General features: G+C 57.1%; 20 protein-coding genes. 12 read left to right on the top strand and 8 right to left on the bottom strand.

Features of this window, described 5'->3' with window-relative positions:
* Nucleotides 1–511: 511 nt before the first annotated feature.
* On the top strand, nucleotides 512–1,222 hold the full coding sequence (locus tag CAF65_RS25010; protein WP_085718673.1) for a hypothetical protein: 711 nt from the start codon (nucleotides 512–514) through the stop codon (nucleotides 1,220–1,222).
* 149 nt (nucleotides 1,223–1,371) lie between these two features.
* Here CAF65_RS25010 and CAF65_RS25005 read toward each other — a convergent pair whose 3' ends face one another.
* The gene (locus tag CAF65_RS25005) at nucleotides 1,372–2,589 is read right to left on the bottom strand and encodes an argininosuccinate synthase (RefSeq protein ID WP_085718672.1); all 1,218 of its coding nucleotides are present in this window, start codon (nucleotides 2,587–2,589) and stop codon (nucleotides 1,372–1,374) included.
* A gap of 129 nt (nucleotides 2,590–2,718) precedes the next feature.
* Nucleotides 2,719–3,624: an OmpA family protein gene (locus CAF65_RS25000; RefSeq protein ID WP_085718671.1), complete on the bottom strand. Its 906-nt coding sequence runs from the start codon at nucleotides 3,622–3,624 to the stop codon at nucleotides 2,719–2,721.
* A 159-nt stretch (nucleotides 3,625–3,783) separates the two neighbouring features.
* On the opposite strand from CAF65_RS25000, the gene pyrC reads away from it, so the two are divergent.
* Complete coding sequence (gene pyrC / locus CAF65_RS24995; RefSeq protein WP_085718670.1) at nucleotides 3,784–4,830, top strand: dihydroorotase; 1,047 nt, start codon at nucleotides 3,784–3,786, stop codon at nucleotides 4,828–4,830.
* Nucleotides 4,827–5,504, top strand: coding sequence for a ribonuclease T (rnt, locus tag CAF65_RS24990; RefSeq protein ID WP_085718669.1), 678 nt, complete (start codon nucleotides 4,827–4,829; stop codon nucleotides 5,502–5,504). Before pyrC ends, rnt begins: the two co-directional genes overlap by 4 nt.
* Nucleotides 5,505–5,698: 194 nt before the next feature.
* Here the strand turns inward: rnt and CAF65_RS24985 are convergent, their stop codons facing one another.
* Complete coding sequence (locus CAF65_RS24985; RefSeq protein ID WP_007971324.1) at nucleotides 5,699–6,301, bottom strand: peroxiredoxin; 603 nt, start codon at nucleotides 6,299–6,301, stop codon at nucleotides 5,699–5,701.
* Between the two features lie 313 nt (nucleotides 6,302–6,614).
* Between CAF65_RS24985 and CAF65_RS24980 the strand changes: the two genes are divergently transcribed.
* A complete protein-coding gene (locus CAF65_RS24980) occupies nucleotides 6,615–6,833 on the top strand; it encodes a bacterioferritin-associated ferredoxin (protein ID WP_007985869.1) in 219 nt (72 codons plus the stop codon).
* A 198-nt stretch (nucleotides 6,834–7,031) separates the two neighbouring features.
* Nucleotides 7,032–7,508, top strand: a complete 477-nt coding sequence (bfr, locus tag CAF65_RS24975) for a bacterioferritin (RefSeq protein ID WP_057396758.1) — start codon at nucleotides 7,032–7,034, stop codon at nucleotides 7,506–7,508.
* 78 nt (nucleotides 7,509–7,586) lie between these two features.
* On the opposite strand, the gene CAF65_RS24970 is transcribed toward bfr, so the two are convergent.
* Nucleotides 7,587–9,170: a peptide chain release factor 3 gene (locus CAF65_RS24970; RefSeq protein ID WP_085718668.1), complete on the bottom strand. Its 1,584-nt coding sequence runs from the start codon at nucleotides 9,168–9,170 to the stop codon at nucleotides 7,587–7,589.
* Nucleotides 9,171–9,543: 373 nt separating this feature from the next.
* Here CAF65_RS24970 and CAF65_RS24965 point away from each other — a divergent pair, with 373 nt between their 5' ends.
* The 5 genes from CAF65_RS24965 (at nucleotide 9,544) to CAF65_RS24945 (ending at nucleotide 14,772) form a co-directional block, all read left to right on the top strand.
* Nucleotides 9,544–10,233: an ABC transporter permease gene (locus tag CAF65_RS24965; RefSeq protein ID WP_178076739.1), complete on the top strand. Its 690-nt coding sequence runs from the start codon at nucleotides 9,544–9,546 to the stop codon at nucleotides 10,231–10,233.
* A 21-nt stretch (nucleotides 10,234–10,254) separates the two neighbouring features.
* Nucleotides 10,255–11,148, top strand: a complete 894-nt coding sequence (locus CAF65_RS24960; RefSeq protein WP_085718666.1) for a glycine betaine ABC transporter substrate-binding protein — start codon at nucleotides 10,255–10,257, stop codon at nucleotides 11,146–11,148.
* A 12-nt stretch (nucleotides 11,149–11,160) separates the two neighbouring features.
* On the top strand, nucleotides 11,161–11,814 hold the full coding sequence (locus CAF65_RS24955) for an ABC transporter permease (RefSeq protein ID WP_085718665.1): 654 nt from the start codon (nucleotides 11,161–11,163) through the stop codon (nucleotides 11,812–11,814).
* Nucleotides 11,811–12,968 carry a betaine/proline/choline family ABC transporter ATP-binding protein gene (locus tag CAF65_RS24950; RefSeq protein ID WP_085718664.1) on the top strand — a complete coding sequence of 386 codons (1,158 nt, stop codon included), beginning with the start codon at nucleotides 11,811–11,813 and terminating at the stop codon, nucleotides 12,966–12,968. Before CAF65_RS24955 ends, CAF65_RS24950 begins: the two co-directional genes overlap by 4 nt.
* A gap of 640 nt (nucleotides 12,969–13,608) precedes the next feature.
* A complete protein-coding gene (locus tag CAF65_RS24945; protein WP_085718663.1) occupies nucleotides 13,609–14,772 on the top strand; it encodes a type III PLP-dependent enzyme in 1,164 nt (387 codons plus the stop codon).
* A 48-nt stretch (nucleotides 14,773–14,820) separates the two neighbouring features.
* On the opposite strand, the gene CAF65_RS24940 is transcribed toward CAF65_RS24945, so the two are convergent.
* The 4 genes from CAF65_RS24940 to CAF65_RS24925 form a co-directional block, all read right to left on the bottom strand.
* The gene (locus tag CAF65_RS24940; protein WP_085718662.1) at nucleotides 14,821–15,717 is read right to left on the bottom strand and encodes a hypothetical protein; all 897 of its coding nucleotides are present in this window, start codon (nucleotides 15,715–15,717) and stop codon (nucleotides 14,821–14,823) included.
* A 124-nt stretch (nucleotides 15,718–15,841) separates the two neighbouring features.
* Nucleotides 15,842–18,106 carry an alpha-xenorhabdolysin family binary toxin subunit A gene (locus CAF65_RS24935; RefSeq protein ID WP_085718661.1) on the bottom strand — a complete coding sequence of 755 codons (2,265 nt, stop codon included), beginning with the start codon at nucleotides 18,104–18,106 and terminating at the stop codon, nucleotides 15,842–15,844.
* 224 nt (nucleotides 18,107–18,330) lie between these two features.
* Entirely contained in the window at nucleotides 18,331–19,023 is a 693-nt protein-coding gene (locus tag CAF65_RS24930; protein ID WP_085718694.1) for a tetratricopeptide repeat protein, read from the bottom strand.
* Nucleotides 19,024–19,080: 57 nt separating this feature from the next.
* The gene (locus CAF65_RS24925) at nucleotides 19,081–19,761 is read right to left on the bottom strand and encodes a Fe2+-dependent dioxygenase (RefSeq protein WP_085718660.1); all 681 of its coding nucleotides are present in this window, start codon (nucleotides 19,759–19,761) and stop codon (nucleotides 19,081–19,083) included.
* A gap of 206 nt (nucleotides 19,762–19,967) precedes the next feature.
* Between CAF65_RS24925 and CAF65_RS24920 the strand changes: the two genes are divergently transcribed.
* Together CAF65_RS24920 and CAF65_RS24915 are read left to right on the top strand one after the other, a co-directional pair.
* A complete protein-coding gene (locus tag CAF65_RS24920) occupies nucleotides 19,968–22,325 on the top strand; it encodes a TonB-dependent siderophore receptor (protein ID WP_085718659.1) in 2,358 nt (785 codons plus the stop codon).
* A gap of 148 nt (nucleotides 22,326–22,473) precedes the next feature.
* Nucleotides 22,474–25,002, top strand: coding sequence for a sulfite reductase flavoprotein subunit alpha (locus CAF65_RS24915; RefSeq protein ID WP_085718658.1), 2,529 nt, complete (start codon nucleotides 22,474–22,476; stop codon nucleotides 25,000–25,002).
* Nucleotides 25,003–25,112: the final 110 nt, after the last annotated feature.

The following is a 25,112-nucleotide window of genomic DNA, read 5'->3' as shown; positions in this document are numbered from 1 at the left end:
TCGCTGTTCGAATTTTTAGAACCCGCACAATAGCCTAGTCGTTTCATCCATGGCATGTCGTTCCTTCCCGCCACCCACAGCAAGAGACATCCCCTACAAACAATACGGATTCTTCCTACAAAAAACCCTCGAGCGGAATGAACTGAAAACTGTATCGACGTCAGTGTTTCGCACTTTCCAGCAGTCGCTTCTATCGATTTACGACAAAAAATTTCCGAGAACCAGCCTGAACAGCCGCGAACTGACAAACATAACCAGCCACCCCCGTTAAAACGTAACTGATATTTACGCACTCAACATTCATACCAGAAACATCACACACCAGACATCCAATCACTATTACAGAAAATAAATTTTCTTGAGCATCCATCAATACATTGCCAACATTCAAAAAAACCAAAGAACAACACAACAAAAAAGCACTTATCAAAGCAAAAAAACAATGAAAAATACTTAAGCAATCACTACATTAAATCAACCTCACAAACCACTCGAGAAAAGACAAAACAATATGAATGCAGAACATGACAAAAAACGAATTACCAACCCAATGACCATCATTGCGATATTCGCAACGCTCTCTGAAACTTCTGCAGCCGTCTCTCTACCCTTTCTTGATCAAGAAGAACGAGAGCTCTATGTCTGGTTCCTGATCAGCTTTCCGTTTTATTTACTTCTACTTTTTTTTGCGACACTCAACTTCAACTACCGATCACTGTATGCGCCATCCGACTTTGAAAAGGGAAAACATTTCATGAAGGCCATGGATGATGCTGGGCGCTCGGAAAAAAAAGCCTCCGGGAAGTCGCTTGAGAATCACGCTCTGGAAACGTCAACGAATGACCAACAGTCAACTCGGACGCCCTGCGGTGCACAGGACCCGCCAACGGAGATTGCCCTGCAATCCACCGTCCTGGTTCAGCATCAACTTCAGTTACCGGCGCCTATAAAGGACCTGTACATCGTTGATGCACGCTGGATGAGCAAGGAGATCGAATTTGCAGCGCTGCTGGAAACCATCCAGAGGCCACGGGAAAAGACGGCGTACGTGATCCTGTTTGTCACTTGTGCCGTTTCGGAGACTTTGCTGAAAGCCAGTGCGCTTAAACATTCAAGGCAGACCAGGAAGCACTATGCCGCCTTTTATGTTGCCTACAATCTGGACTCGCACAGGTTGACGGTCATTGATCAAGCCGGACAACCGGCAAACAACAACGCGTAGAACAAGACAGACAGTTGGAAGGAGAAAAACAGGAAATCGTCAGCGGCAATAAAAACACCTGACAACGTAGTAACTAGCGTCACCTCCCATTTTCAGGAGCCTGATCTCGTCCTGGACGAGGTCAGGCTCCCATAACGATGTCAAAGGTCTCAGAACAGCTTCCGGCCTTTGTTCGCCGCGATACGCATGCGCAGGGCATTGAGCTTGATGAAGCCCGCTGCATCCGCCTGATTGTACGCGCCGCCATCTTCTTCGAAGGTAGCGATGTTGGCGTCGAACAGCGAGTCGTCGGACTTGCGGCCAGTGACGATCACATTGCCCTTGTACAACTTCAGGCGCACAACGCCGTTCACGTTGACCTGGGACGCATCGATCATCTGCTGCAGCATCAGACGCTCAGGGCTCCACCAGTAGCCGGTGTAGATCAGGCTGGCGTACTTGGGCATCAGCTCGTCCTTGAGGTGAGCCACTTCACGGTCCAGGGTGATCGATTCGATCGCACGGTGGGCGCGCAGCATGATGGTGCCGCCTGGAGTTTCATAGCAGCCACGAGACTTCATGCCCACGTAGCGGTTCTCGACGATGTCGAGACGGCCGATACCGTGTTCGCCACCGATACGGTTCAGGGTCGCCAGCACGGTGGCCGGAGTCATTTCGACGCCGTCCAGTGCGACGATGTCGCCGTTGCGGTAGGTCAGTTCCAGGTACTGCGGCTTGTCTGGAGCTTTTTCCGGGGATACGGTCCAGCGCCACATGTCTTCTTCGTGCTCGGTCCAGGTATCTTCCAGCACGCCACCTTCATAGGAGATGTGCAGCAGGTTGGCATCCATCGAGTACGGGGATTTCTTCTTGCCGTGGCGCTCGATCGGGATCGCGTGCTTATCGGCGTAATCCATCAGTTTCTCACGGGACAGCAGGTCCCATTCGCGCCAGGGAGCAATCACTTTCACCCCTGGCTTCAAGGCGTAGGCACCGAGTTCGAAACGAACCTGGTCGTTGCCTTTGCCGGTGGCACCATGGGAAATGGCGTCAGCGCCGGTTTCGTTGGCGATTTCGATCAGGCGCTTGGCGATCAGCGGACGAGCGATGGAAGTACCCAGCAGGTACTCGCCTTCGTAAACGGTGTTGGCGCGGAACATCGGGAAAACGAAATCGCGCACGAACTCTTCGCGCAAGTCATCGATGTAGATCTCTTTGACGCCCATGGCCTGAGCCTTGGCGCGTGCAGGTTCGACCTCTTCGCCCTGACCCAGGTCAGCGGTGAAGGTCACCACTTCACAGTTATAAGTATCCTGCAGCCACTTGAGGATCACCGAAGTGTCCAGGCCGCCGGAATACGCCAGAACGACCTTGTTTACGTCCGCCATGCCATCACTCCACGGGGTTCTACGGAAAGCCGGGAAGTCTACCGCTCATGCAGAATAATTTACAGTGGCGCGACAGCTTATGACGACGAAGCGACAGATTATGTCGAGAGGGCGACGATGACCACAGAGTCAGGAAGTAGCCGAAGTGGCCGCTTTCGTCGCTTGCGGGGCGACTTGTTCCGCAGGCGCTCCACGCTCCAGGCGTACCGCTACCCGTCGGTTCTTCGCGCGGTTGGCGTTGCTGGTATTGGGCGCCAGCGGATAACGCTCGCCATGGAAGCGCATGGTTATTTGCGACTCCTGGATGCCGTTGGCCTTGAAGAACTCCATCACTGCCAAGGCCCGGCGCCGCGACAGGTCGCGGTTGGTCAGACGGTTGCCGCTGTTGTCGGAGTGCCCGTCGAGCTCGATGTGATTGACCGTCGGATCGGCCTTCATGTACTCCAGCATGACCTGTAGCCTGGCCTTCGCGGCGCTGTCGAGCTCGATTCCGCCGCCGGGGAAGCCGACTTCGGATTGCTTCACCTGCTCGAAGTTCTGCGGCAACAGTTTGGCCACGCAGCTTTGGTAATCGGCAAACGCCTTGCTGAACCTGACCGGCAGCAAGCGCACTTCCGACACCCGGCCATCCCCCGAAGAATGGCGAACCACCGGGCTGCGACCATCCATCAATCCGCTGATCAGGCGTCCGGCCTGAACCTGTGAACTGTTGAACAACACGCTGCCGCTGCCGACTCTCACCGTCCCCAGATTGATATCGTCACGCCCGGGTTGCCACGGTGCCGCAGCGGCCAGCAAGGTCGCCGAACCGCCGCCGATCATCGGGTTGTAGGTTTTCAGACGAAAAGTCGCCTGCTCGCCGGCACGACGCACGAACTCGCCCGAACCGAAGTCGGTAATCGGCTGAGCCAGACGACATTCGAACTTGTCACCCTCGACCGTCCACTCAATGCTCTCCAGACGGGTCTGGAAAGTGAGCGCCATCGCGGGAAGGCTGGCAAACACACTGAGCAAGGCTAAATAACGCTGGCGCACGGGAGGCTCCACTGGCTTCTACAACAAAAAGACCGACACACGCATGTTTACGGCATACCTGTTGGATATCGGAAGCTTCCCGTAAAACTTGATAGCGAGTGCCTGCAAGAGTCTTTTCCGGTAGCATTCCCCTGAGTTTGACCCGCCTGGAATCCCCTCATGTCCGACCGCCTGACCCTGCTGCGTCCCGACGACTGGCACATTCATCTTCGCGATGGTGCCGTGTTGACCAATACTGTTGCGGATGTCGCGCGCACCTTTGGCCGCGCCATCATCATGCCCAACCTGGTTCCACCGGTGCGTAACACGGCCGAAGCCGACGGCTATCGCCAGCGGATTCTCGCTGCCCGCCCGGCCGGCAGCCCGTTCGAGCCCCTGATGGTCCTGTACCTGACCGACCGCACCCAGCCTGAAGAAATTCGCGAGGCCAAGGCCAGCGGATTCGTGTACGCCGCCAAGCTGTACCCGGCCGGCGCGACCACCAACTCGGACTCCGGTGTGACCAGCATCGACAAGATTTTCCCTGCACTCGAGGCCATGGCCGAAGTCGGGATGCCGTTGCTGATTCACGGTGAAGTCACCCGTGGCGATGTCGACGTATTCGACCGCGAAAAATTCTTCATCGATGAGCACATGCGCCGTGTGGTCGAGCGTTTCCCGACCCTCAAGGTGGTCTTCGAACACATCACCACCACGGACGCCGTGCAGTTCGTCAACTCGGCTTCGGCCAACGTGGGCGCGACCATCACCGCTCACCACCTGTTGTACAACCGCAACCACATGCTGGTGGGCGGGATTCGGCCGCACTTCTATTGCCTGCCGATCCTCAAGCGCAATATCCACCAGGAAGCCCTGCTCGACGCCGCCACCAGCGGCAGCGAGAAGTTCTTCCTCGGCACCGACTCGGCGCCCCACGCCCGGCACGCCAAGGAAGCGGCCTGCGGCTGCGCCGGTTGCTACACGGCCTATGCTGCCATCGAGATGTACGCCGAAGCCTTCGAACAGCGCAATGCGCTGGACAAACTCGAAGCCTTCGCCAGTCTCAACGGCCCGCGGTTCTATGGTCTGCCGGCCAATACCGATCGCATCACCCTGGTTCGTGAAGAATGGACCGCCCCTGCCAGCCTGCCGTTTGGCGAGCTGACCGTTATCCCGCTGCGCGCCGGTGAAAAACTGCGCTGGCGCCTGCTGGAGGAACACGCGTGAGTGAAGACCGTTTCGATGACGAACTGGAAGGCAATGGTGGCGGAGGCGGTTCCCGTCATCCAATGGCCGCGCGGTTTCGCGGTTACCTGCCGGTTGTCGTCGACGTAGAAACCGGTGGCTTCAACTCGGCCACCGACGCCCTGCTGGAAATCGCCGCGACCACCATCGCCATGGATGAAAAGGGGTTTGTCTACCCGGATCACACCTACTTCTTCCGAGTCGAGCCGTTCGAAGGCGCGAACATCGAAGCCGCGGCCCTGGAGTTCACCGGGATCAAGCTCGATCACCCGCTGCGCATGGCCGTGAGTGAAGAGTCGGCACTGAACGATATCTTCCGTGGCGTGCGCAAGGCCCTCAAGGCCAATGGCTGCAAACGGGCGATCCTGGTCGGGCATAACAGCAGCTTCGACCTGGGCTTCCTGAATGCGGCGGTTGCGCGCCTGGACATGAAGCGCAACCCGTTCCATCCGTTCTCCAGTTTCGATACCGCAACGCTCGCAGGCCTCGCGTATGGCCAGACCGTGCTGGCCAAGGCGTGCCAGGCAGCGGACATCGACTTTGACGGTCGCGAGGCTCACTCGGCCCGCTATGACACCGAGAAGACGGCAGAACTGTTCTGCGGCATCGTCAATCGCTGGAAACAAATGGGCGGCTGGGAAGACTTCGACGATTGATTGTTCTTTGTAGGAGTGAGCTCGTGCGCGATGTACGTGAACGATAACGCAGGCAGTCTGGCTCCCCGTGGCGTTCTTGAATCCATCGCGAGCAGGCTCGCTCCTGCAGGAGTTCCAGGTTTGTTCCGTGCATAAAAAACCGGCCTCGATGGCCGGTTTTTTTGTACCTGTTTTTTATAGCTGGAGCGTGTGCCTTACAGAGCGGCAGCGTGCTCGGTCAGGTAAGCCGCAACGCCTTCTGGCGAAGCGTTCATGCCTTTGTCGCCTTTTTTCCAGTTGGCAGGGCAGACTTCGCCGTGCTCTTCGTGGAATTGCAGGGCGTCGACCAGACGCAGCAGCTCTTCCATGTTACGGCCCAGCGGCAGGTCGTTAATGATCTGCGAACGGACAACGCCTTTGTCGTCGATCAGGAACGCGCCACGGAAAGCCACACCGTCAGCGGACTGAACGTCGTAGGCCTTCATGATTTCCTGCTTGATGTCGGCAGCCATGGTGTAGCGAACTTCGCCGATACCGCCATTGTTGACCGGAGTGTTGCGCCAGGCGTTGTGAGTGAAGTGCGAGTCGATCGACACCGCGACCACTTCAACGTTGCGTGCCTTGAACTCGGACATGCGGTTGTCCAGAGCGATCAGCTCGGACGGGCAAACGAAGGTGAAGTCCAGCGGGTAGAAGAACACCAGGCCGTATTTGCCTTTGATCGCCGAAGACAGGGTGAAGCTGTCAACGATCTCGCCATTGCCGAGTACGGCCGGTACGGTGAAGTCAGGGGCTTGTTTGCCTACGAGTACGCTCATTGGATATCTCCTGGTGTAATAGCGTGAGAAACAGGGTCCGCATCAGCCTGCCACCCAGAGGCGACAGCCCTGTGACACGATCCCCGGTCGCAAAAGACCGGTCATCATACACCGCGTATTTGAGCTGGCTTAGCTGTTTTTTCCCTGTACGATGAAATCCTCAACGGTTTTGTATCCCCCCGACTTGCCAGGCAGACCGTTCGTCAGCCATACCCGCTCATGACGAAAAGTGTTCTGAAAGCACTTTGACAATCATTCTCGTTAACATTAAGATCCATCGCAATTGAGTCACAATCAGCGACGGTCCTTCCTTATGTATGTTTGCCTCTGCACTGGCGTCACCGACGGTCAAATCCGCGATGCGATCTATGAAGGCTGCTGCAGCTACAAGGAAGTCCGTGTGGCCACAGGCGTTGCCAGCCAATGCGGCAAATGTGCCTGCCTCGCCAAGGAAGTGGTTCGCGAGACCCTGACAAAACTGCAAACGGCTCAGGCTGCAATTCCATATCCAGCAGAATTTACAGCCGCCTGAATATCGAATCTCAAAGAACCGGACATAAGTCCGGTTTTTTTATGTCTCAAAATCAACTAGTTATGCTCTAGACGCGGAACACAAACATTCTTATTCCGATTAATTTTCATTTAAGTTTCAATAACTTAGGTTTGACACTATTAAATACGCGGCTCAAACTCTGCTCTATTGACAGCTAATAAAGGGCAGGACCCCATCATGAAAGGCGACGTTACAGTCATCCAGCATCTCAACAAGATCCTTGCCAATGAGCTGGTCGCGATCAATCAATACTTCCTGCATGCGCGCATGTATGAAGATTGGGGCCTGAACAAGCTCGGCAAGCACGAGTACCACGAGTCCATCGACGAGATGAAGCACGCGGACAAGCTGATCAAGCGGATCCTGTTCCTTGAAGGCCTGCCGAACGTCCAGGACCTGGGCAAGCTGCACATCGGCGAACACACCAAGGAAATGCTTGAGTGCGACTTGCGTATCGAACGCACCGGTCACGCGGATCTCAAAGTGGCTATCGCTCATTGCGAAACAGTCGGTGACTTCGGCAGCCGTGAGCTGCTTGAAGATATCCTCGAGTCCGAAGAAGAACATATCGACTGGCTGGAAACCCAGTTGGGCCTGATTGAAAAGATCGGTATCGAGAACTACCTGCAATCGCAGATGGGCGAAGACGAGTAAGTTCTACGCCATTAAACTCGATGCATTAAAAAAGCCCACTGCTTTCACAGTGGGCTTTGCGGTGTCGCCATTCAGCGCTTAGTGATGCTCACGGGTCGCGCGGAACTTCACGTCCGGCCAGCGCTCTTCCATCAACGCAAGGTTGACCCGCGTCGGCGCGAGGTAGGTCAGGTGACCACCGCCGTCCAATGCCAGGTTTTCCACAGCCTTGTTGGAGAATTCCTCAAGCTTCTTCTTGTCGCTGCATTCGATCCATCGCGCGGAATAAACGGTGATCGGCTCGTAGGAGCACTCGACCTTGTATTCCTCTTTCAAGCGGCTGGCGACCACATCGAACTGCAGCACACCGACAGCGCCGAGGATGATGTCGTTGCTGCGCTCCGGGAAGAACACTTGGGTCGCGCCTTCTTCGGCCAGTTGCTGCAGGCCCTGGCGCAGTTGCTTGGATTTCAGCGGATCACGCAGGCGTACGCGACGGAACAGTTCCGGGGCGAAGTGCGGGATGCCGGTGAAGCCCAGGACTTCGCCTTCGCTGAAGGTATCGCCAATCTGGATCGTGCCGTGGTTGTGCAGGCCGATGATGTCGCCGGCGAAGGCTTCTTCCAGTTGCTCACGCTCGGAAGAGAAGAAGGTCAGCGCATCGCCGATCCGCACATCCTTGCCGGTACGCACGTGGCGCATCTTCATGCCTTTTTCGTACTTGCCGGAGCAAATGCGCATGAAAGCGATGCGGTCGCGGTGTTTCGGGTCCATGTTCGCCTGGATCTTGAAGATGAAGCCTGAGAACTTCTCTTCCACCGGCTCCACGGTGCGTTCGTTGGCGACCCGGGCCAGCGGGCGCGGGGCCCAATCGACGACAGCGTCAAGAACGTGGTCGACACCAAAGTTGCCCAGTGCCGTACCAAAGAAAACCGGGGTCAGCTGACCGTCGAGGAACTCCTGCTGGTTGAACTCGTGGCAAGCGCCTTGAACCAGTTCCAGCTGCTCGAGGAAACGCTCGTACTCGTCACCCAGGTGCGCACGCGCCTCGTCGGAGTCGAGTCTCTCGATGATCCTGGTTTCGGTGCGTTCGTGACCGTGACCGGCGGTGTAGACAATGATGTAGTCATCGGCCAGGTGGTACACGCCCTTGAAGTCGCGGTAGCAACCAATCGGCCAGGTGATTGGCGCAGCCTTGATCTTGAGGACGGCTTCGATCTCGTCGAGCAGTTCGATCGGGTCACGGATGTCACGGTCGAGTTTGTTGATGAAGCTGACAATCGGCGTGTCACGCAGACGGCAGACGTCCATCAGCGCAATAGTGCGTGGCTCGACGCCTTTACCGCCGTCAAGAACCATCAATGCCGAGTCAACCGCCGTCAGGGTGCGGTAGGTGTCTTCGGAGAAGTCTTCGTGGCCCGGGGTGTCGAGCAGGTTGATCATGTGTTCGCGATACGGGAACTGCATGACCGACGTGGTGATGGAAATACCCCGTTGTTTCTCCATCTCCATCCAGTCGGATGTCGCATGGCGGTCGGATTTACGGGATTTCACCGTACCGGCTACCGCAATCGCCTTGCCCATCAGCAGGAGCTTTTCGGTGATCGTGGTTTTACCGGCATCGGGGTGGGAAATAATGGCGAAAGTGCGGCGTTTCGCGACTTCGGCGGCCTGTCTGGTCATGGGAAATCGCCTGGCGGTGATTCAAAAAAGGGCCGCGATTATAGCCCAACTCAGTGCAATAACCGAACCGTTGAGCACATTAAGGGTGGCCAAATGCTGCCCCGGATGGGAACCTTTTAAAGCACGGAGACGTCCACTCCCCCGTAACGACCACTCGTCGGGGGCCTGAAACACCTGCAATTCAGCCTGACGAGGCTGTGCTCATGGCTCGATAAGCCGTACACGCTCCCCTCTGTAGGAGCGCGTTCGGCACATGAAGAGCTGCTTCTCGCGAACGTTGCCCGGCAGCCAATGATGGCCTGCCACACGGGACTGCGTTCGCCGACTGAAAAAAAGGAGTCCGCCTGTGGCTATCCGCTATGGCAAAGGGCTGATGGGAGGCGCGCTGGTAATCGCCCTCCTGGCCCTGCTGATCAACTGGATCGGCATCAACACGATCGAACACTACCGCGACGATTTGTTGTTTTACCTGCAAGCTCATCTGATTCTCGTCCTCGTTTCAATGCTGGCCGCCGTTGTCGTGGGCCTCCCCGCCGGCATCTTCCTGAGCCGCCAGACCATGGTCGGCCGCGCCGAACGCTTCATGCAGATCTTCAACATCGGCAACACCGTGCCACCGCTGGCCGTGCTCGCGATTGCCCTGGGCATCCTCGGCATCGGCAGTGGGCCGGCGATCTTCGCTTTATTCCTCGCTTCATTGCTGCCGATTGTGCGCAACACCTATGAAGGCCTGAAAAACGTCCAGGGCTCGCTCAAGGAAGCGGCTGTCGGCATGGGCATGACCCCGCGCCAGGTGCTGTGGAAAGTCGAGTTGCCCAACGCCGTGCCGATCATCGTCGGTGGCGTGCGGGTGGCGCTGGCGATCAACGTCGGCACCGCGCCACTGGCGTTCCTGATTGGCGCCAACAGCCTCGGCAGCCTGATCTTCCCCGGCATCGCCCTGAACAATCAGCCGCAACTGCTGCTCGGCGCCGCGTGTACCGCGCTGCTGGCCTTGCTGCTCGATGGCGTGGTCACCCTCGCCAGCCGTCTCTGGCTGGAACGCAGTTTGCGCCCGTCTTAACGCCTCGGCAAAGGAATATTCATGAAACGACTTAGCTTGATTCTGGGCTGCGTCCTGCTGTTCGCAGGAATCGTCCAAGCCGCGGAAAAACCGGTGATCCGCATCGGCGCCCGGGTGTTCACCGAACAGACTCTGCTGGCGGAAATCACCTCGCAATACCTGAGCACCAAGGGTTACGACACCCAGGTCACCGGCGGGCTGGGCAGCAACCTCGCCCGCAGTGCCCACGAAAGCGGGCAACTGGACATGCTCTGGGAATACACCGGCGTGTCGCTGGTGGCCTACAACCATGTCAGCGAAAAACTCGATAGCGAACAGTCCTACACCCGGGTCAAACAACTCGACGCGAAAAAAGGCCTGGTCTGGCTGACCCCGTCGAAATTCAGCAACACCTACGCCCTGGCCCTGCCGAAAAAAGTCGCTGACCAATACCCGCAGATCAACAGCATCAGCGATCTGAACAAAGTGCTGCACGACCAAACCAGGACCAATCACCTGGTGGCGCTGGACACCGAGTTCGCCAACCGCTCCGACGGTCTGGACGGCATGGTCAAGCTCTACGATATGAACCTGACCCGCAAGAACATCCGGCAGATGGACGCGGGGCTCGTCTATACAGCGCTGCGAAACGGGCAAGTGTTCGCCGGCCTGGTCTACACCACCGACGGTCGCCTCAGTGCTTTCGGCCTGAAGCTGCTGGAAGACGACATGCATTACTTCCCGGACTACACCGCCGCGCCGGTGGTGCGTCAGGCATACCTGGATGCACATCCGAAACTCGCCGAACAACTCAAGCCGCTGGCCGAACTCTTTGACGACGAAACCATGCGTCAACTCAACGCCCGGGTCGATGTCGATCACCAAAGCCCTTCCGCCGTGGCCGCTGATTTCCTGCGCCAGCACCCCATCAATTAAGGAGGAAAAGTCATGGAATTGCTGAACGCCTTTTCCCATTTCGACTGGCAACAGGTGATGCATCTGACCTGGCAGCACATCACCCTGGTTGGCATTGCCGTCAGCCTGGCGATCCTCACCGGTGTGCCACTGGGCATGTTGATGACGCGTTTCCCGAGCCTCGCAAGTCCGTTGCAGGCCAGCGCCACCGTGCTGCTGACTGTACCGTCGATTGCGCTGTTCGGTCTGCTGTTGCCGTTCTATTCGAAATTCGGCCAGGGCCTCGGACCGATGCCGGCGATCACCGCCGTGTTCCTTTATTCACTGTTGCCGATCATGCGCAACACCTATCTGGCCCTCACTGGCGTCGAGCCGGGCATCCGCGAAGCCGCGCGCGGCATCGGCATGACCTTCGGCCAGCGCCTGCGCATGGTCGAACTGCCCATCGCCGTGCCAGTGATCCTCGCCGGCGTGCGCACCGCCGTGGTGATGAACATCGGCGTAATGACCATCGCAGCGACCATCGGCGCCGGCGGCCTCGGTGTACTCATCCTCGCATCCATCAGCCGCAGCGACATGTCGATGCTGATCGTCGGCGCACTGCTGGTCAGCCTTCTGGCGATCTTCGCCGACTTGTTTTTGCAATGGCTGCAACGCTCGTTGACTCCAAAAGGACTCCTGAAATGATCGAACTTCAAAACCTCGGCAAGACCTTCCAAAGCAATGGCAAAGACGTGAAAGCCGTGGACTCGGTGAGCCTGACCGTCGATGAAGGCGAAATCTGCGTGTTCCTCGGGCCATCGGGTTGCGGCAAAAGCACCACGCTGAAAATGATCAACCGTCTGATCAAACCCACCTCGGGCAAGATCCTGATCAATGGCGAAGACACCACCGGCCTCGACGAAGTGACGCTGCGGCGCAACATCGGCTACGTGATCCAGCAGATCGGCCTGTTCCCGAACATGACCATCGAAGAGAACATCGTGGTGGTGCCGAAGCTGCTCGGATGGAACAAACAGAAATGCCACGACCGCGCCCGCGAGTTGATGAGCATGATCAAGCTCGAACCCAAACAATACCTGCATCGTTATCCGCGGGAATTGTCCGGCGGCCAGCAACAACGGATCGGCGTGATTCGCGCACTGGCGGCGGATGCGCCACTGTTGCTGATGGACGAACCTTTCGGCGCTGTCGACCCGATCAACCGCGAGATGATCCAGAACGAGTTCTTCGAAATGCAGCGGGCGCTGAACAAGACCGTGATCATGGTCAGCCATGACATCGACGAGGCGATCAAGCTGGGCGACAAGATCGCGATTTTCCGCGCCGGAAAGCTGTTGCAGATCGATCACCCGGACACGCTGCTCGCGCATCCGGCGGATGAGTTTGTCAGCCACTTCGTCGGCCAGGACAGCACCCTCAAGCGCTTGCTGTTGGTAAAAGCCGAAGACGCGGCGGACAACGCGCCATCCGTCAGCCCGGAGACCACAGTCGCCGAAGCGCTGGATCTGATGGATGAGCATGACCGGCGTTATGTGGTGGTCACCTGCGCCGAGAACAAAGCCCTGGGTTACGTACGTCGCCGCGACCTGCATCGTCAGACCGGTGCCTGCGCGCAGTACTTGCGCGAGTTCAACGCTACGGCGGCCTACGACGAGCATTTGCGTATCCTGCTGTCGCGCATGTATGAGTTCAACCGCTCCTGGTTGCCAGTGATGAATGCCGAGCGGGTGTTCCTCGGCGAAGTCACTCAGGAGTCGATTGCAGCCTACCTGAGCTCTGGACGTTCGCGGGGCATGAAGACCAGCATCGTGTCGCCGGCCTTGGCTGTAGTGGCGTAAAAATGCAAAACCTGTGGGAGCGAGCCTGCTCGCGATAGCGCAATGTCCGCCAGCGACGATGTTGGCTGTGAAAATGCCTTCGCGGGCAGGCTCGCTCCCACAAAAATCGCGCAATCTGGCAGCCGGAAAAAAATATCAACACCTGCCTCGGCAGGTGGTCTCTAAAAAGGCCTGCCGAAACAGTCAAATCCTCGCTCAACAGACCTTTTCGCCGCCAACGTCGCTTATGTTGACGCCATCGCACTTTTCCATGACTTGGCACACAAAAGCGTCGAACGTGCAGGTATTTTTAACACTTGAAAATTATCGGGGAACATCTTCCCGTCATCTCGGTCGGCTACAAAGAGTGATGCCTGCAACGCACGTCAGAAGAGTGCGAAAACGCGACATTTTTAGTTGATCTCAGGCCCCTCACGCCCTAAAGTTCGCGCCGAACGTCCATGCTGGAAACGATCCATCCGGCTCAAGTACTGACGACGAGACAGCAAGGCCAAGGGCGCAGCGCTCCCATGGCCTTTTTGCTTTCGGCGACATGCCTTGGGAAGTAGGCGAACCAAAGTGGGGATACGGAGGACGTTCACTAGGGCTGATTGCCCTTACACCCATTGTTACTGATGTTTGCCAGTAGGAGTCCCAACGTATGTCGATCCAGGTCGAAGACTATTTCGCGCGCGAAACCTTTCAGAAAATGAAGGCGTTCGCCGATAAGCAGGAAACCCCGTTCGTGGTGATCGACACCGCGATGATTGCCCAGGCCTATGACGACCTGCGCGCCGGTTTCGAATTCGCCAAGGTCTACTACGCGGTCAAGGCCAACCCGGCCGTCGAGATCATCGACCTGCTCAAAGAGAAAGGCTCGAGCTTCGACATCGCCTCGATCTACGAGCTGGACAAAGTGCTGAGCCGTGGCGTCAGCGCCGACCATATCAGCTACGGCAACACCATCAAGAAGTCCAAGGACATCCGCTACTTCTACGACAAGGGCGTGCGCCTGTTCGCCACCGACTCCGAAGCCGACCTGCGCAACATCGCCAAGGCGGCACCGGGTGCAAAAGTCTACGTACGTATCCTGACCGAAGGCTCGACCACTGCCGACTGGCCGTTGTCGCGCAAATTCGGCTGCCAGACCGACATGGCCATGGACCTGCTGATCCTCGCCCGTGACCTGGGCCTGGTGCCTTACGGCATTTCGTTCCACGTTGGCTCGCAGCAGCGCGACATCAGCGTCTGGGATGCGGCCATCGCCAAGGTCAAAGTGATCTTCGAACGCCTGAAAGAAGAAGATGGCATCCACCTGAAACTGATCAACATGGGCGGCGGCTTCCCGGCCAACTACATCACCCGCACCAACAGCCTGGAAACCTACGCGGAAGAAATCATCCGCTTCCTCAAGGAAGACTTCGGTGATGACTTGCCGGAAATCATCCTGGAGCCGGGCCGTTCGTTGATCGCCAACGCCGGCATCCTGGTCAGTGAAGTAGTGCTGGTCGCACGTAAATCCCGTACCGCGGTAGAGCGTTGGGTGTACACGGATGTGGGCAAGTTCTCCGGCCTGATCGAAACCATGGACGAAGCCATCAAGTTCCCGATCTGGACAGAGAAAAAGGGCGAGATGGAAGAAGTGGTCATCGCCGGCCCGACCTGCGACAGCGCCGACATCATGTACGAAAACTACAAGTACGGCCTGCCGCTGAACCTGGCCATCGGTGATCGCCTGTACTGGCTATCGACCGGTGCGTACACCACCAGCTACAGCGCTGTTGAGTTCAACGGCTTTCCACCGCTAAAGTCCTTCTACGTGTAAAACCACACGCACAAATCAAAAAGCCCATGACATGTCATGGGCTTTTTTTTAGAGCACTTCGGCCATTTGCACCAATTGCCTGGACATGGCTTCGACTTCACCGAGCGAGTCCGTAATCAACGGCAATGAAGCCTTGGCACGAGCCATCGTCTGATGCCCGTGATGGGTTCGAAGCGTTCGCCTCGCCTCATCCAGCATGTACGCCCACCGGAAACAGAAGTCGCCGAGATTGCCCGCTGCCACACTGGCACGCCGGTGAAGATCGAACAGCTGCCCGACATGCGCTCGGGCGAATGCCTGTCGTTGTTCTTCCGAGTACCATTGGCCTGGATCATAGCCCATACCCGGTAGACCGACTCGACCCAAAACGTAGTAGGCCTCGATCTTGGGGATTGGACCGTCGCAACTGCACAGTGGCATCCTCAGCGATTCGATAAAGCGAACAAAAATGCCATGGATCGATTCAGCGAGAATTGTCACTTGCGCTTTGAAATCCGACACAGCATGTTGGCAATAACCCAACCGAGCATCGAGTTCACGCAAAACATCAATCACATCAGCACAAGGGGCACTCCCCCAATTGGCAGATCTCACAACAGTGAACTGTTGCGGATCAATCACGGAAATTGCCAATCGTCGATTCTGAGCGACGGAGACAATGGCCTGAAACTCGCTGATAAAATCGCTCATGTCGTGCAATATCCGAGCGGATGTGTTGCCCAACAAAGGTATGGTGACGCCGATCACGCGCCAGCATTGTGCGTTGGCAAGCGCGACCTGAATCAATGCCGGAGCATTGGGTGGAGGCAACAGGGTATGCCCGGCTCGAGCCATGGCATCGGAAAATCGGTTGATTTCCTCCAGCGCCTTGGGCAATTCTCTCAAAAAATCAACGTACTGTTTTAAGGCAGTAAAATTCTTTTCTGCCAATAAATAATCAAGCATCTGTGGTTTCCTCAAACATGGCAAACCATCAATGGCCAACAGCCAGATATCGTTTGGCTAACCGTGTTAACCGATGTGTCATGGCACCTCGATTAACACGGATCAATGCTGTACTCAGCCCAACCTAGCGGTTAGGGACTGAAACAGGAGCAAGGAATGCAATGAACAAATTCGCTTGCGCTTTGAACGTGGCGCTGCGAACGTCATCATCGATGAAGGTATCCTTGTCGGTAGCGGCCAGGTACCTTTGAAAAGCGCTAATCGCCGGACTGTAATTCGCTACGTAGATTTTGCGTTGTTCTTCAATCGAGTGAATGGCTTGCAGGTATTTGATCTTGCCGGCCAAGGCACTGACGACGCCGTCTTGAAGATTGATTTCGTCGTCGAGTGCTGCGATTCTTTCTCGCAGCTTGTCGCTTTCACGAACCATATCCAGGAAACGAATACCTTCGCCGATATTGCCGATGGTCTTTTTGAGCTGTTCGATAGCGAACATTACCAACGCGACTTGCGCTGGTGTCAGGCCCAGCGCCACCACCTTATCGACAGTCAGTGCGATATTTTTGCCAAGCTCCTCGATGCCGTTCTTTTCCAGAGTCTCGATAGCCTCGATAACAGGCTTGCGCTCTTCCTTGAGAGCTTCCAATTTCCCCTTCAGGACGACGACTTCCGCTTTTGCTTGAGCTTCATCACGTTCAAAGTCGGTGATGTAGCCCAGTGTCAAACGCATGTCGAACGTATCACTGATTTCTTTCAGGCAATTGCGAACCTGAGTGGCTTGCAGGCCAATCGCGTCAGCAACCCGGTCCAATAGCTCTTGCCGTTCAGCTTTGAGAGCTTCGATCTCCTGGACGTCGCTTTCCTCTTCGAGCGCTTTCTCGAGCCTGTCCAGACGTCGCAGACTGACTTCCAACTCATTACTGCTATTAAGCGCCGCCGTTTGCAGGGCCATGGCGCCCTTACCGACGCCTTGGACCAGTCGATTGAAGCGATCAAACAGACCGGGCAGGTAATCCAGCTTTACCCGCCATATTTGCGCCTGCGTGCGCTGCTCGCTCATCCGTGAATGACTATCCCTCAACGCAGCCAGGTCGAGTGCCGGATATGTTTGTTCAAGCGATACGGTGTATGCCATCGAACGCAATGTTTTTCCGTAATTGCGCTCGTATTCTTCGTCCGCCTCCTTGAAAACCTCAATCAGCTTGTCCGAATCCGATTTAATCTGCTCCCATGGAGCAACCACTTCTTCAAACTCAGTCATGAAAATCCTGAGACTCAATGCGTCATTGATACGACCTACCGCGCCCATAGAGTTCCTGATGCTCAGATGCAGAACGCTCCAGACATGCATCAGGTTCTGCGTGGCGATATCGGCGTCGATCGCGACAATCATCAGACTTTGCAGATCATGCTTGACCCGCGCCAGCGATCCCAGGGTCTGGTTCTTGTTTGTAAGAGTTTGAATATCCTCTTCTTGTTTGGCGTACAGTTCGTTGCGCCGGGCACGGATGTTTTCCGCTTCCACTCCCATGTAAATGGCCATCGCCAATCCGACAATATTCATTCCGGCCGCAGCTTTCAGGGCTTCTTGAACAGCGGCCTTGTATTCGGTGTTCTTGATGTCGATTTCTTTTGCACGTTCATCGATCACGGCTTTTAGCTGCTTAATATCTTCCGCCAAAGAGTTGTTTTCAATCAGACCGACTCTCAGCTTTATACCTGGCAAGATGTGCTCACGCAGATCATAACCAAACAGATCGAGGTCTTTCTTGATACCTTCAACCGTTTGCAGGTTGAAATCGATTTTTTCAAAGATACGTTTCAGGTAATAATCAAGTGTACTGATGGTGTCATCTTCCAGTTCAATTCCGGGGAATTTGTCACCCAGTTCAAGCTCAACTTTCTTCAACTGTTCCAGCGTCTTGATTTTGCGACTTTCCAAAATTTCGTAGGCTTTTACTTCGCTGTAGACCTCTTTCATCGAAGCGCCATAGGTCAACATGCTGCCGGCAAAATCCTTGAGGCCACGCCCGGTCAGCATGATCCGCTCACGCAGTGGCGACCAGCGTCTGGCATGATTTCGGGTATTCAAAAAAGTGCTCAGGAAGTCTTCAGGCTTCAGCCCTGGGCCACCATCCTGACCTGCACCAAAACGCAGATAGTCCCTGACATCGTCCAGGGTATAGGGCAACGCCAAGCCTGCTGCCTCGTATTTGCGCAAATCGATTATTTGTTTTTTAGTCAGCAATAACCCCGCGCCACGGGTGGATCCATCAAGCACCCCGACAGAACCGTCAGCAAACAATTTCGGTGCATCAACGGAAAACCTTACCACTTCTTCTGGCGTTGCGTTTTTTAATGCATCTCCCCACAACAAATCATTAGACATAATTACTCCATTAATTAGTCAAAAAATAAAAATCCAAAAAAGGGCAAAGACCAGAACAGCCTTAACCCTCAAACCCAGACTATTCGAGAAAACAAAAAACTCAAAATGTTAACTTGAATCAAAATGTATTAAGTTAATCAGAAGTAGCGAATCAACATTGCGAGCCGTAAAGAACCGGATTTAAGGGTATCTCCAGCCAAGCTGAAATTATTCAACAGGAACTTTTAAAGAGTTTTTAACAACTGCGACCTTTGTTGATATTCCTCGGCCAACGCCTGAACACGTGGATCTGTCGCACTCATCAATGTCTGGGCTGCCACCTTCAGAAACGCAAGATTTCCGCCAAGCATCGCGCGGCGATACCATGCCAGACACTCCTCGATGTCAGTCAGGATACTGGCGTAACTGAACTGGCCACGAAAATCCCCGGCTTCAGCGGAGCGGCGATACCACTCGTGCGCGGCCACGGTATCGACCGAACAGCCCGAACCCTCCTCCAGGCACCGCCCTAACAGGTTCATCGATTTGGCGTGGCCCAGTTCAGCGGCACGACGATAGAGATTCAGCGCTTGCACCTGATCCTCGATCACCCCGCGTCCGGTAGCTAACAGATTGGCGTAGTTGTACATCGCCCAATCCAGTCCGGCTTCAGCGGCGACACGGTAATGCCTCGCGGCAATCGTCGCATCGGCGGTACAACCCCAACCATGTTCATGACAACGACCGAGCATGTTGCGCGCCATCAGATGCCCACGCCGGGCGGCAATCTCGAACCAGCGCACGGCCAGCGGCTGATCCTGTTCGATACCCTGCCCGTCCAGCAGGATTTGCCCCAGCATGGCCTGAGCATCGACAACACCTTCGCGGGCGACGAGCAGAATCGCCTGTGCTGCCCGCGCGGGGCTTTCAAGGAGCATCGATTTGAGGCTATCGCCGTCGAGGACTTCCTCGCGGCGCAAGCGAAAGTCCGCCACTTACACCTCGACCCAGCGACGCAACAGGTTGTGATAAGTGCCGGTCAGGCGGATCAGCGATGGATGATCCGGCATGTCGTGGGTCAGTTGCTGGATTGCCCCGTCCATTTCGAACAACAGGGCGCGCTGGCTGTCTTCACGCACCAGGCTTTGGGTCCAGAAAAACGAGGCGAGTCGCGTTCCGCGCGTCACCGCGTTGACCTTGTGCAGGCTGGTGCCGGGGTACAGCACCATATCGCCGGCAGGCAGCTTCACCCGCTGAGTGCCGAAGGTGTCCTGGATTTCCAGCTCGCCGCCGTCGTAATCCTCGGGCTCGCTGAAGAACAGCGTGGCGGACAAATCCGTGCGCACCCGCTCGATGCTGCCTTTGGGCTGACGCACCGCGTTATCGATATGGAAGTCGAAACTGCCACCGGCGGTGTAACAGTTCACCAACGGAGGAAAGACTTTGTGCGGCAGTGCAGCCGACATGAACAGCGGGTTTTTCCACAGCCGCTCCAGCATCGCCGCGCCGATCTCCTTGGCCAGCGGATGCCCTTCAGGCAGCTGCAAGTTGTGCTTGGCCTTGGCCGACTGATAGCCGGCAGTAATCTTGCCATCAGCCCAATCAGCTTGTTCCAGAGCTTCGCGGATGCGCTGCACCTCGTCTTTTTCGAACAGGCCGGGAATGTGCAGCAGCATGACAAGGCACCTGAAAACAAAGGGGCGCCAATGGTATTGATTCTTATTGCCTGTGTAAAACACATCTGACGAATGAGTCAGCAAAAACCGTAAGGTTAAATTGTAAAGAATGTAAATTAAGTGCGAATAGTAATGTTTCGCAATTGTTACGAATACCTGTTTACCCTATATTCCGCGGCCTCAAATCCTTGGGGAGGGGAATTCAAATGTCACGTCAGCAACCACAAGTACCGGTCAGTTCACCACGTCTGCTCGCATCGGCCATCGGCATGGCGATTACCGCCGGCTCCGCGGGCCACATGGTTTTCGCGGCGGAAAAAACCGACGAAAAAGCACCGGACAATGTGATTTCGCTGGGCGCCACTGCCATCACCGGCGAAGCCCATGACGAGACGACCTACAACGTCGAGAAAGCCTCCTCGCCCAAGTACACCGCGCCACTGATCGACACGCCGCGCTCGGTGACCGTTGTTCCGCAACAAGTATTGAAAGACACCGGCTCGCTCAACTTGCAGGATGCGCTGCGCACCGTTCCAGGCATCACCTTCGGTGCCGGTGAAGGTGGCAACCCGCAGGGTGACCGCCCGTTCATCCGCGGCTTCGACGCTCAGGGCGACACCTACCTGGATGGCGTGCGCGATACCGGTTCCCAGAGCCGCGAGATCTTCGCCGTTGAATCGATCGAAGTCAGCAAAGGCCCGAACTCCGCGATCGGCGGCCGTGGCGCTGCTGGCGGCAGCATCAACCTGGTCAGCAAGAAAGCACACCAGGGCAACTCGCTCGACGGTGGTTTCACCTGGGGCTCCGACCAGACCCAGCGCTACACCTTCGACGGCAACTACCAGTTCACCGACACCGCCGCTGGCCGCCTGAACCTGATGAGCCACGAGAGCAACGTCGCCGGGCGCGACAGTGTCGACTACGACCGTTGGGGTATCGCGCCGTCCCTGGCTTTCGGCCTGGGTACAGACACGCGTGTCAACCTCGACTACTACCACCTCGAAAGCAACGACACACCGGACTCGGGCATTCCTTACTCCATCCCGGCCGCAGGCTCGGCTGCCCGTACCAAGGCCAACCCGGACAAGCCGAATGACGGCGGCGACAGCAGCAACTTCTATGGCCTGGACAACCGCGACTTCCGCAAGACCCGCACCGACACGGCGACCTTCGCCATCGAGCACGACCTGAGCGACTCGCTGACCATCAAGAACACCCTGCGTCACGGCACCAGCATGCAGGATTACATCCTGACCCAGCCGGACGACAGTAAAGGCAACGTCAACAACGGCAGCGTCTGGCGCCGCGCGAACACCCGCGTGAGCAACACCGAGACCACCACCAACCAGACCGACCTGTTTGGTGATGTCTACATTGCCGGGTTCAAGAACAGCTTCTCCACCGGTGTCGAATACACCCACGAGGAAAACGAAAAGTCCTCGTACAACGTCAACACGGACACCACCCCGGGAACGGCAGCAGTGACCACCAACTGCTCGCCGGCACTGATCGGCGCGCCAAGCGGCTACAACTGCACCTCGCTGTCCAACCCGAACCCGAATGATCCGTGGAGCGGCGCCATCTCGCGCAACTACGCCGGCACCGACACCAAGGCCAACACCTACGCGCTGTATGTGTTCGATACCCTGGAGTTGTCCGAGCAGTGGCTGGTAAACATGGGCCTGCGTTACGACCATTTCGATACCCAGTACCGCACCTTTGACGGTTCCGGCGCCACCGTCGTGACCAAAGGCACCGCAGCCAAAGGCACCGCAGCCAAAGGCAAGGACACCAGCGAATTCGTCACCGGTCAGTTCGGCGTGATCTACAAGCCAGCGGAAAACGGCAGCATCTATGCCTCTTACGCAACATCGGCCACCCCACCAGGCAACACCCTCGGTGAGGGCATGGAAGGCAACCCGCTGGGCGGCACGACGGACCGCAACGGTAACCTGCTGAGCAGCGACATGGAGCCGGAAACCACCAAGAACTATGAAATCGGAACCAAGTGGGACCTGTTGAACGATCGTCTGTCCCTGACCGCAGATATCTTCCGCACCGAGAAAGAAAACGCTCGTGTGCAAACCAACACCACCACGTTTGAAAACGTCGGCAAAACCCGGGTTCAAGGTATCGAACTGTCAGCCAGCGGCAAACTCACCGACAAATGGCAAGTGTTCGCCGGTTACGCCTACATGGACAGCGAGCAAATCGATGGGGGTGACCTGCCGGCAAACAAGGCCAACAACGGCAACCAACTGCCTAACACGCCGAAAAACAGCGCCAGCCTGTGGACGACCTATCAGGTCACGCCGAAGCTGACCATCGGTGGCGGTGCGTTCTATGTCGATGACGTGTTCGGCAATGTCGCCAACACCACCATGGTTGATTCCTACATTCGTTACGACGCGATGGCGGCCTACAAGCTGAGCAAAAACGTCGACCTGCAACTGAACGTACAGAACCTGACCGACGAAACCTACTACGACAAGGCGTTCTCGACTCACTTCGCCAACCAGGCGGCCGGTCGTACCGCGTTGCTGAGCACCAACTTCCACTTCTGACCGCAGGAGCGAGTGAAGGCTGAAATCAGCGGCGGCCCCGTTCATCCAGGTGAACGGGGCTTTCGTGTGTAAAAAAGAATGCTTCTCGACAACCCCACGGCATAATGCGCGCCGTGATGAATCAATTTGAACGAACAAGGCGAGCGACGTGTTGAAGAAAACCCTGTTCCAGTTGCACTGGTTTTTCGGCATCAGCGCCGGGCTCGTCCTGGCCTTGATGGGCATCACCGGGGCGACGGTGTCGTTCCAGGATGAAATCCTGAACGCACTCAACCCTTCTGTGCTGCAGGTCGAAAAACAGGTCGCCGGTGTGCTGCCGCCTGCCGAACTGGTGGAGCGAATCGAAGCAGCGTCGGGTAAAAAAGTCTCGATGCTCACCGTGGAAATCGACAGCGGCAACGCCGCCAAAGTGTGGTTCACCCCGCCACCGGGTGAACGTCGTGGCGAGATGCGCTACTTCGATCCGTACACAGGAGAGTTCCTGGGCGACGCCACCGGCCAGGACTTCTTCGGCCTGATGCTGCAACTGCACCGTTTTCTCGCCATGGGCGACACGGGTCGGCAGATCACCGGTGCGTGCACGCTGATCCTGGTGTTCTTCTGCCTGTCCGGCCTGTACCTGCGCTGGCCTCGCCAGTGGAAAAGCTGGCGTGCCTGGCTGACCCTGGACTGGAAGAAAAAGGGCCGCAGCTTCAACTGGGACCTGCATTCGGTGGCCGGAACCTGGTGCCTGGTGTTTTACCTCCTGGCGGCGCTGACCGGGTTGTCCTGGTCCTACGAGTGGTACAACAAGGGCCTGACCCGGTTGCTCTCCGATGCACCGCAGAACGAGCGTGTTCGCGGCGGACGCGGCCCGGCGCCGGCAGGTCCGGCACCGACAGCCGATTACGCCGCCATGTGGAGCAGCATCTACAGTGCGGCCGGCCCGCAACTCAGTTCCTATAACGTGCGCATGCCACCTGTGGCCGGCCAACCAGCGACCGTTTACTTCCTGTTGAAAACCTCACCCCACGACCGTGCGTTGAACCAGATCACCCTCGACCCGGCCACCGGCGTGGTCAAACGGGTTGACCGCTACAGCGACAAGAGCCTCAAGGCGCAACTGCTGACCAGCATTTATGCGCTACACGTCGGCAGTTACTTCGGCATCGTCGGGCGCATCATCCTGACCCTCACCGCGCTGAGCATGCCGTTGTTCTTCGTCACCGGCTGGTTGTTGTACCTGGATCGTCGACGCAAAAAACGCCAGATCAGGGACGCTCGCCAAGGCCTTGTACAACCTGACAACGATGCGTCTGCCTGGCTGATCGGTTTCGCCAGCCAGAGCGGATTTGCCGAGCAACTGGCCTGGCAGACCGCCGGGCAATTGCAGGCCGCAGGCTTACCAGTGAAGGTGCAGCCGCTGGCGGACATCAGCGAGCAGGACTTGCAGGACTCGAACAACGCACTGTTTGTCGTCAGTACCTTCGGTGACGGCGAAGCGCCGGACAGCGCCAGGGGCTTCGAACGCAAGGTACTGGGCCGCACCCCGAGCCTGGAGCGCCTGAACTACACGGTCCTCGGCCTCGGCGACCGGCAGTATCAGCACTTCTGCGGATTCGCCAAGCGCCTGCACACCTGGCTCGGCGAACATGGCGGCAAGACTTTGTTCGCCCCGGTGGAAGTCGACAGCGGTGATCCATACGCCTTGCGCCACTGGCAACAGCAACTGGGCCTGCTGACCGGCCACGCGCCCGTCGACACCTGGCAAGCACCCAGCTACGACAACTGGACCCTGGCCCGTCGTGAACTGCTGAACCCGGACAGCAGCGGATCCCCTGTGTACTTGCTGGGCCTCAGTGCGCCAACCACCAGCAGTTGGCTGGCCGGTGATCTGGTGGAGGTGCTGCCGCGCAATTGCCCGTGGGTCATCGAGCACTTCCTCGATGGTCTGGGGATTCACGGTGAGACCAGGGTGCAACTCAACGGTCTGGAGGAAACCCTCGAACAGGCCCTGGCCAGCCGCCAACTGCCGGAGAACCGTGCCCATCTGGTCGGTCTGCACGCGCAGGCGCTTGCAGAGGCCCTGGTGCCACTGGCCATGCGCGAGTACTCCATTGCCTCGATCCCGGCCGATGGCATGCTCGAACTGATCGTGCGCCAGGAGGTGCATGCCGATGGCAACCTCGGTGTCGGTTCCGGCTGGTTGACCGAGCACGCGCCTGTGGGCAGCTCCATCAGCCTGCGCGTGCGACGCAACAGTGGTTTCCATCTGCCGGCCCAACCGCTGCCGATGATTCTGTTGGGTAATGGCACGGGGCTGGCCGGTTTGCGCAGCCTGCTCAAGGCACGGATTGCCGAGGGTCAGCAACGTCACTGGCTGCTGTTTGGCGAGCGCAATCGCGAGCACGACTACCTGTGCCGAAAGGAGCTGGAGGAGTGGCTGATCAATGGTGATCTGGAGCGCCTCGACCTGGCGTTTTCCCGCGACCAGGCCGAAAAGATCTACGTACAGGACCGCCTGCGTGAATCGGCAGCCGAGCTCAAAAAATGGCTGGCGGAGGGTGCGGTGATCTACATCTGCGGCAGCCTTCAAGGCATGGCTTCGGGCGTGGACCAGGTGCTCCACGAGGTGCTGGGCGCCGCCGAAGTGGAGCGCCTGATCGAACAGGGCCGCTACCGCCGAGACGTGTACTGACAGCACACCTTTAATGTGGGAACGAGCCTGCTCGCGATAGCGAACTGACAGCCAACATCAGTGTTGAATGTCACATCGTCATCGCGAGCAGGCTCGCTCCCACAGGGGGC

The sequence above is a fragment of the Pseudomonas sp. B28(2017) genome, from assembly GCF_002113025.1.
Classification (GTDB): domain Bacteria; phylum Pseudomonadota; class Gammaproteobacteria; order Pseudomonadales; family Pseudomonadaceae; genus Aquipseudomonas.
The sequence above is the reverse complement of the archived record's forward strand: the minus strand, read 5'-3'. Positions and strand labels throughout refer to the sequence as shown.

Bases quoted from the DNA above. Each gene is read 5' to 3' on its own strand.
- pyrC (WP_085718670.1), top strand. From the start codon at position 3,784: ATGTCCGACCGCCTGACCCTGCTGCGTCCCGACGACTGGCACATTCAT.
- CAF65_RS24955 (WP_085718665.1), top strand. From the start codon at position 11,161: ATGGAATTGCTGAACGCCTTTTCCCATTTCGACTGGCAACAGGTGATG.
- CAF65_RS24970 (WP_085718668.1), bottom strand. From the start codon at position 9,170: ATGACCAGACAGGCCGCCGAAGTCGCGAAACGCCGCACTTTCGCCATT.
- CAF65_RS24935 (WP_085718661.1), bottom strand. From the start codon at position 18,106: ATGTCTAATGATTTGTTGTGGGGAGATGCATTAAAAAACGCAACGCCA.
- CAF65_RS24985 (WP_007971324.1), bottom strand. From the start codon at position 6,301: ATGAGCGTACTCGTAGGCAAACAAGCCCCTGACTTCACCGTACCGGCC.
- CAF65_RS24950 (WP_085718664.1), top strand. From the start codon at position 11,811: ATGATCGAACTTCAAAACCTCGGCAAGACCTTCCAAAGCAATGGCAAA.
- CAF65_RS24940 (WP_085718662.1), bottom strand. From the start codon at position 15,717: ATGCTTGATTATTTATTGGCAGAAAAGAATTTTACTGCCTTAAAACAG.
- CAF65_RS25005 (WP_085718672.1), bottom strand. From the start codon at position 2,589: ATGGCGGACGTAAACAAGGTCGTTCTGGCGTATTCCGGCGGCCTGGAC.
- bfr (WP_057396758.1), top strand. From the start codon at position 7,032: ATGAAAGGCGACGTTACAGTCATCCAGCATCTCAACAAGATCCTTGCC.
- CAF65_RS25010 (WP_085718673.1), top strand. From the start codon at position 512: ATGAATGCAGAACATGACAAAAAACGAATTACCAACCCAATGACCATC.
- CAF65_RS24925 (WP_085718660.1), bottom strand. From the start codon at position 19,761: ATGCTGCTGCACATTCCCGGCCTGTTCGAAAAAGACGAGGTGCAGCGC.
- CAF65_RS24960 (WP_085718666.1), top strand. From the start codon at position 10,255: ATGAAACGACTTAGCTTGATTCTGGGCTGCGTCCTGCTGTTCGCAGGA.
- CAF65_RS24965 (WP_178076739.1), top strand. From the start codon at position 9,544: ATGGGAGGCGCGCTGGTAATCGCCCTCCTGGCCCTGCTGATCAACTGG.
- CAF65_RS24920 (WP_085718659.1), top strand. From the start codon at position 19,968: ATGTCACGTCAGCAACCACAAGTACCGGTCAGTTCACCACGTCTGCTC.
- CAF65_RS24980 (WP_007985869.1), top strand. From the start codon at position 6,615: ATGTATGTTTGCCTCTGCACTGGCGTCACCGACGGTCAAATCCGCGAT.
- CAF65_RS24945 (WP_085718663.1), top strand. From the start codon at position 13,609: ATGTCGATCCAGGTCGAAGACTATTTCGCGCGCGAAACCTTTCAGAAA.
- CAF65_RS24930 (WP_085718694.1), bottom strand. From the start codon at position 19,023: ATGCTCCTTGAAAGCCCCGCGCGGGCAGCACAGGCGATTCTGCTCGTC.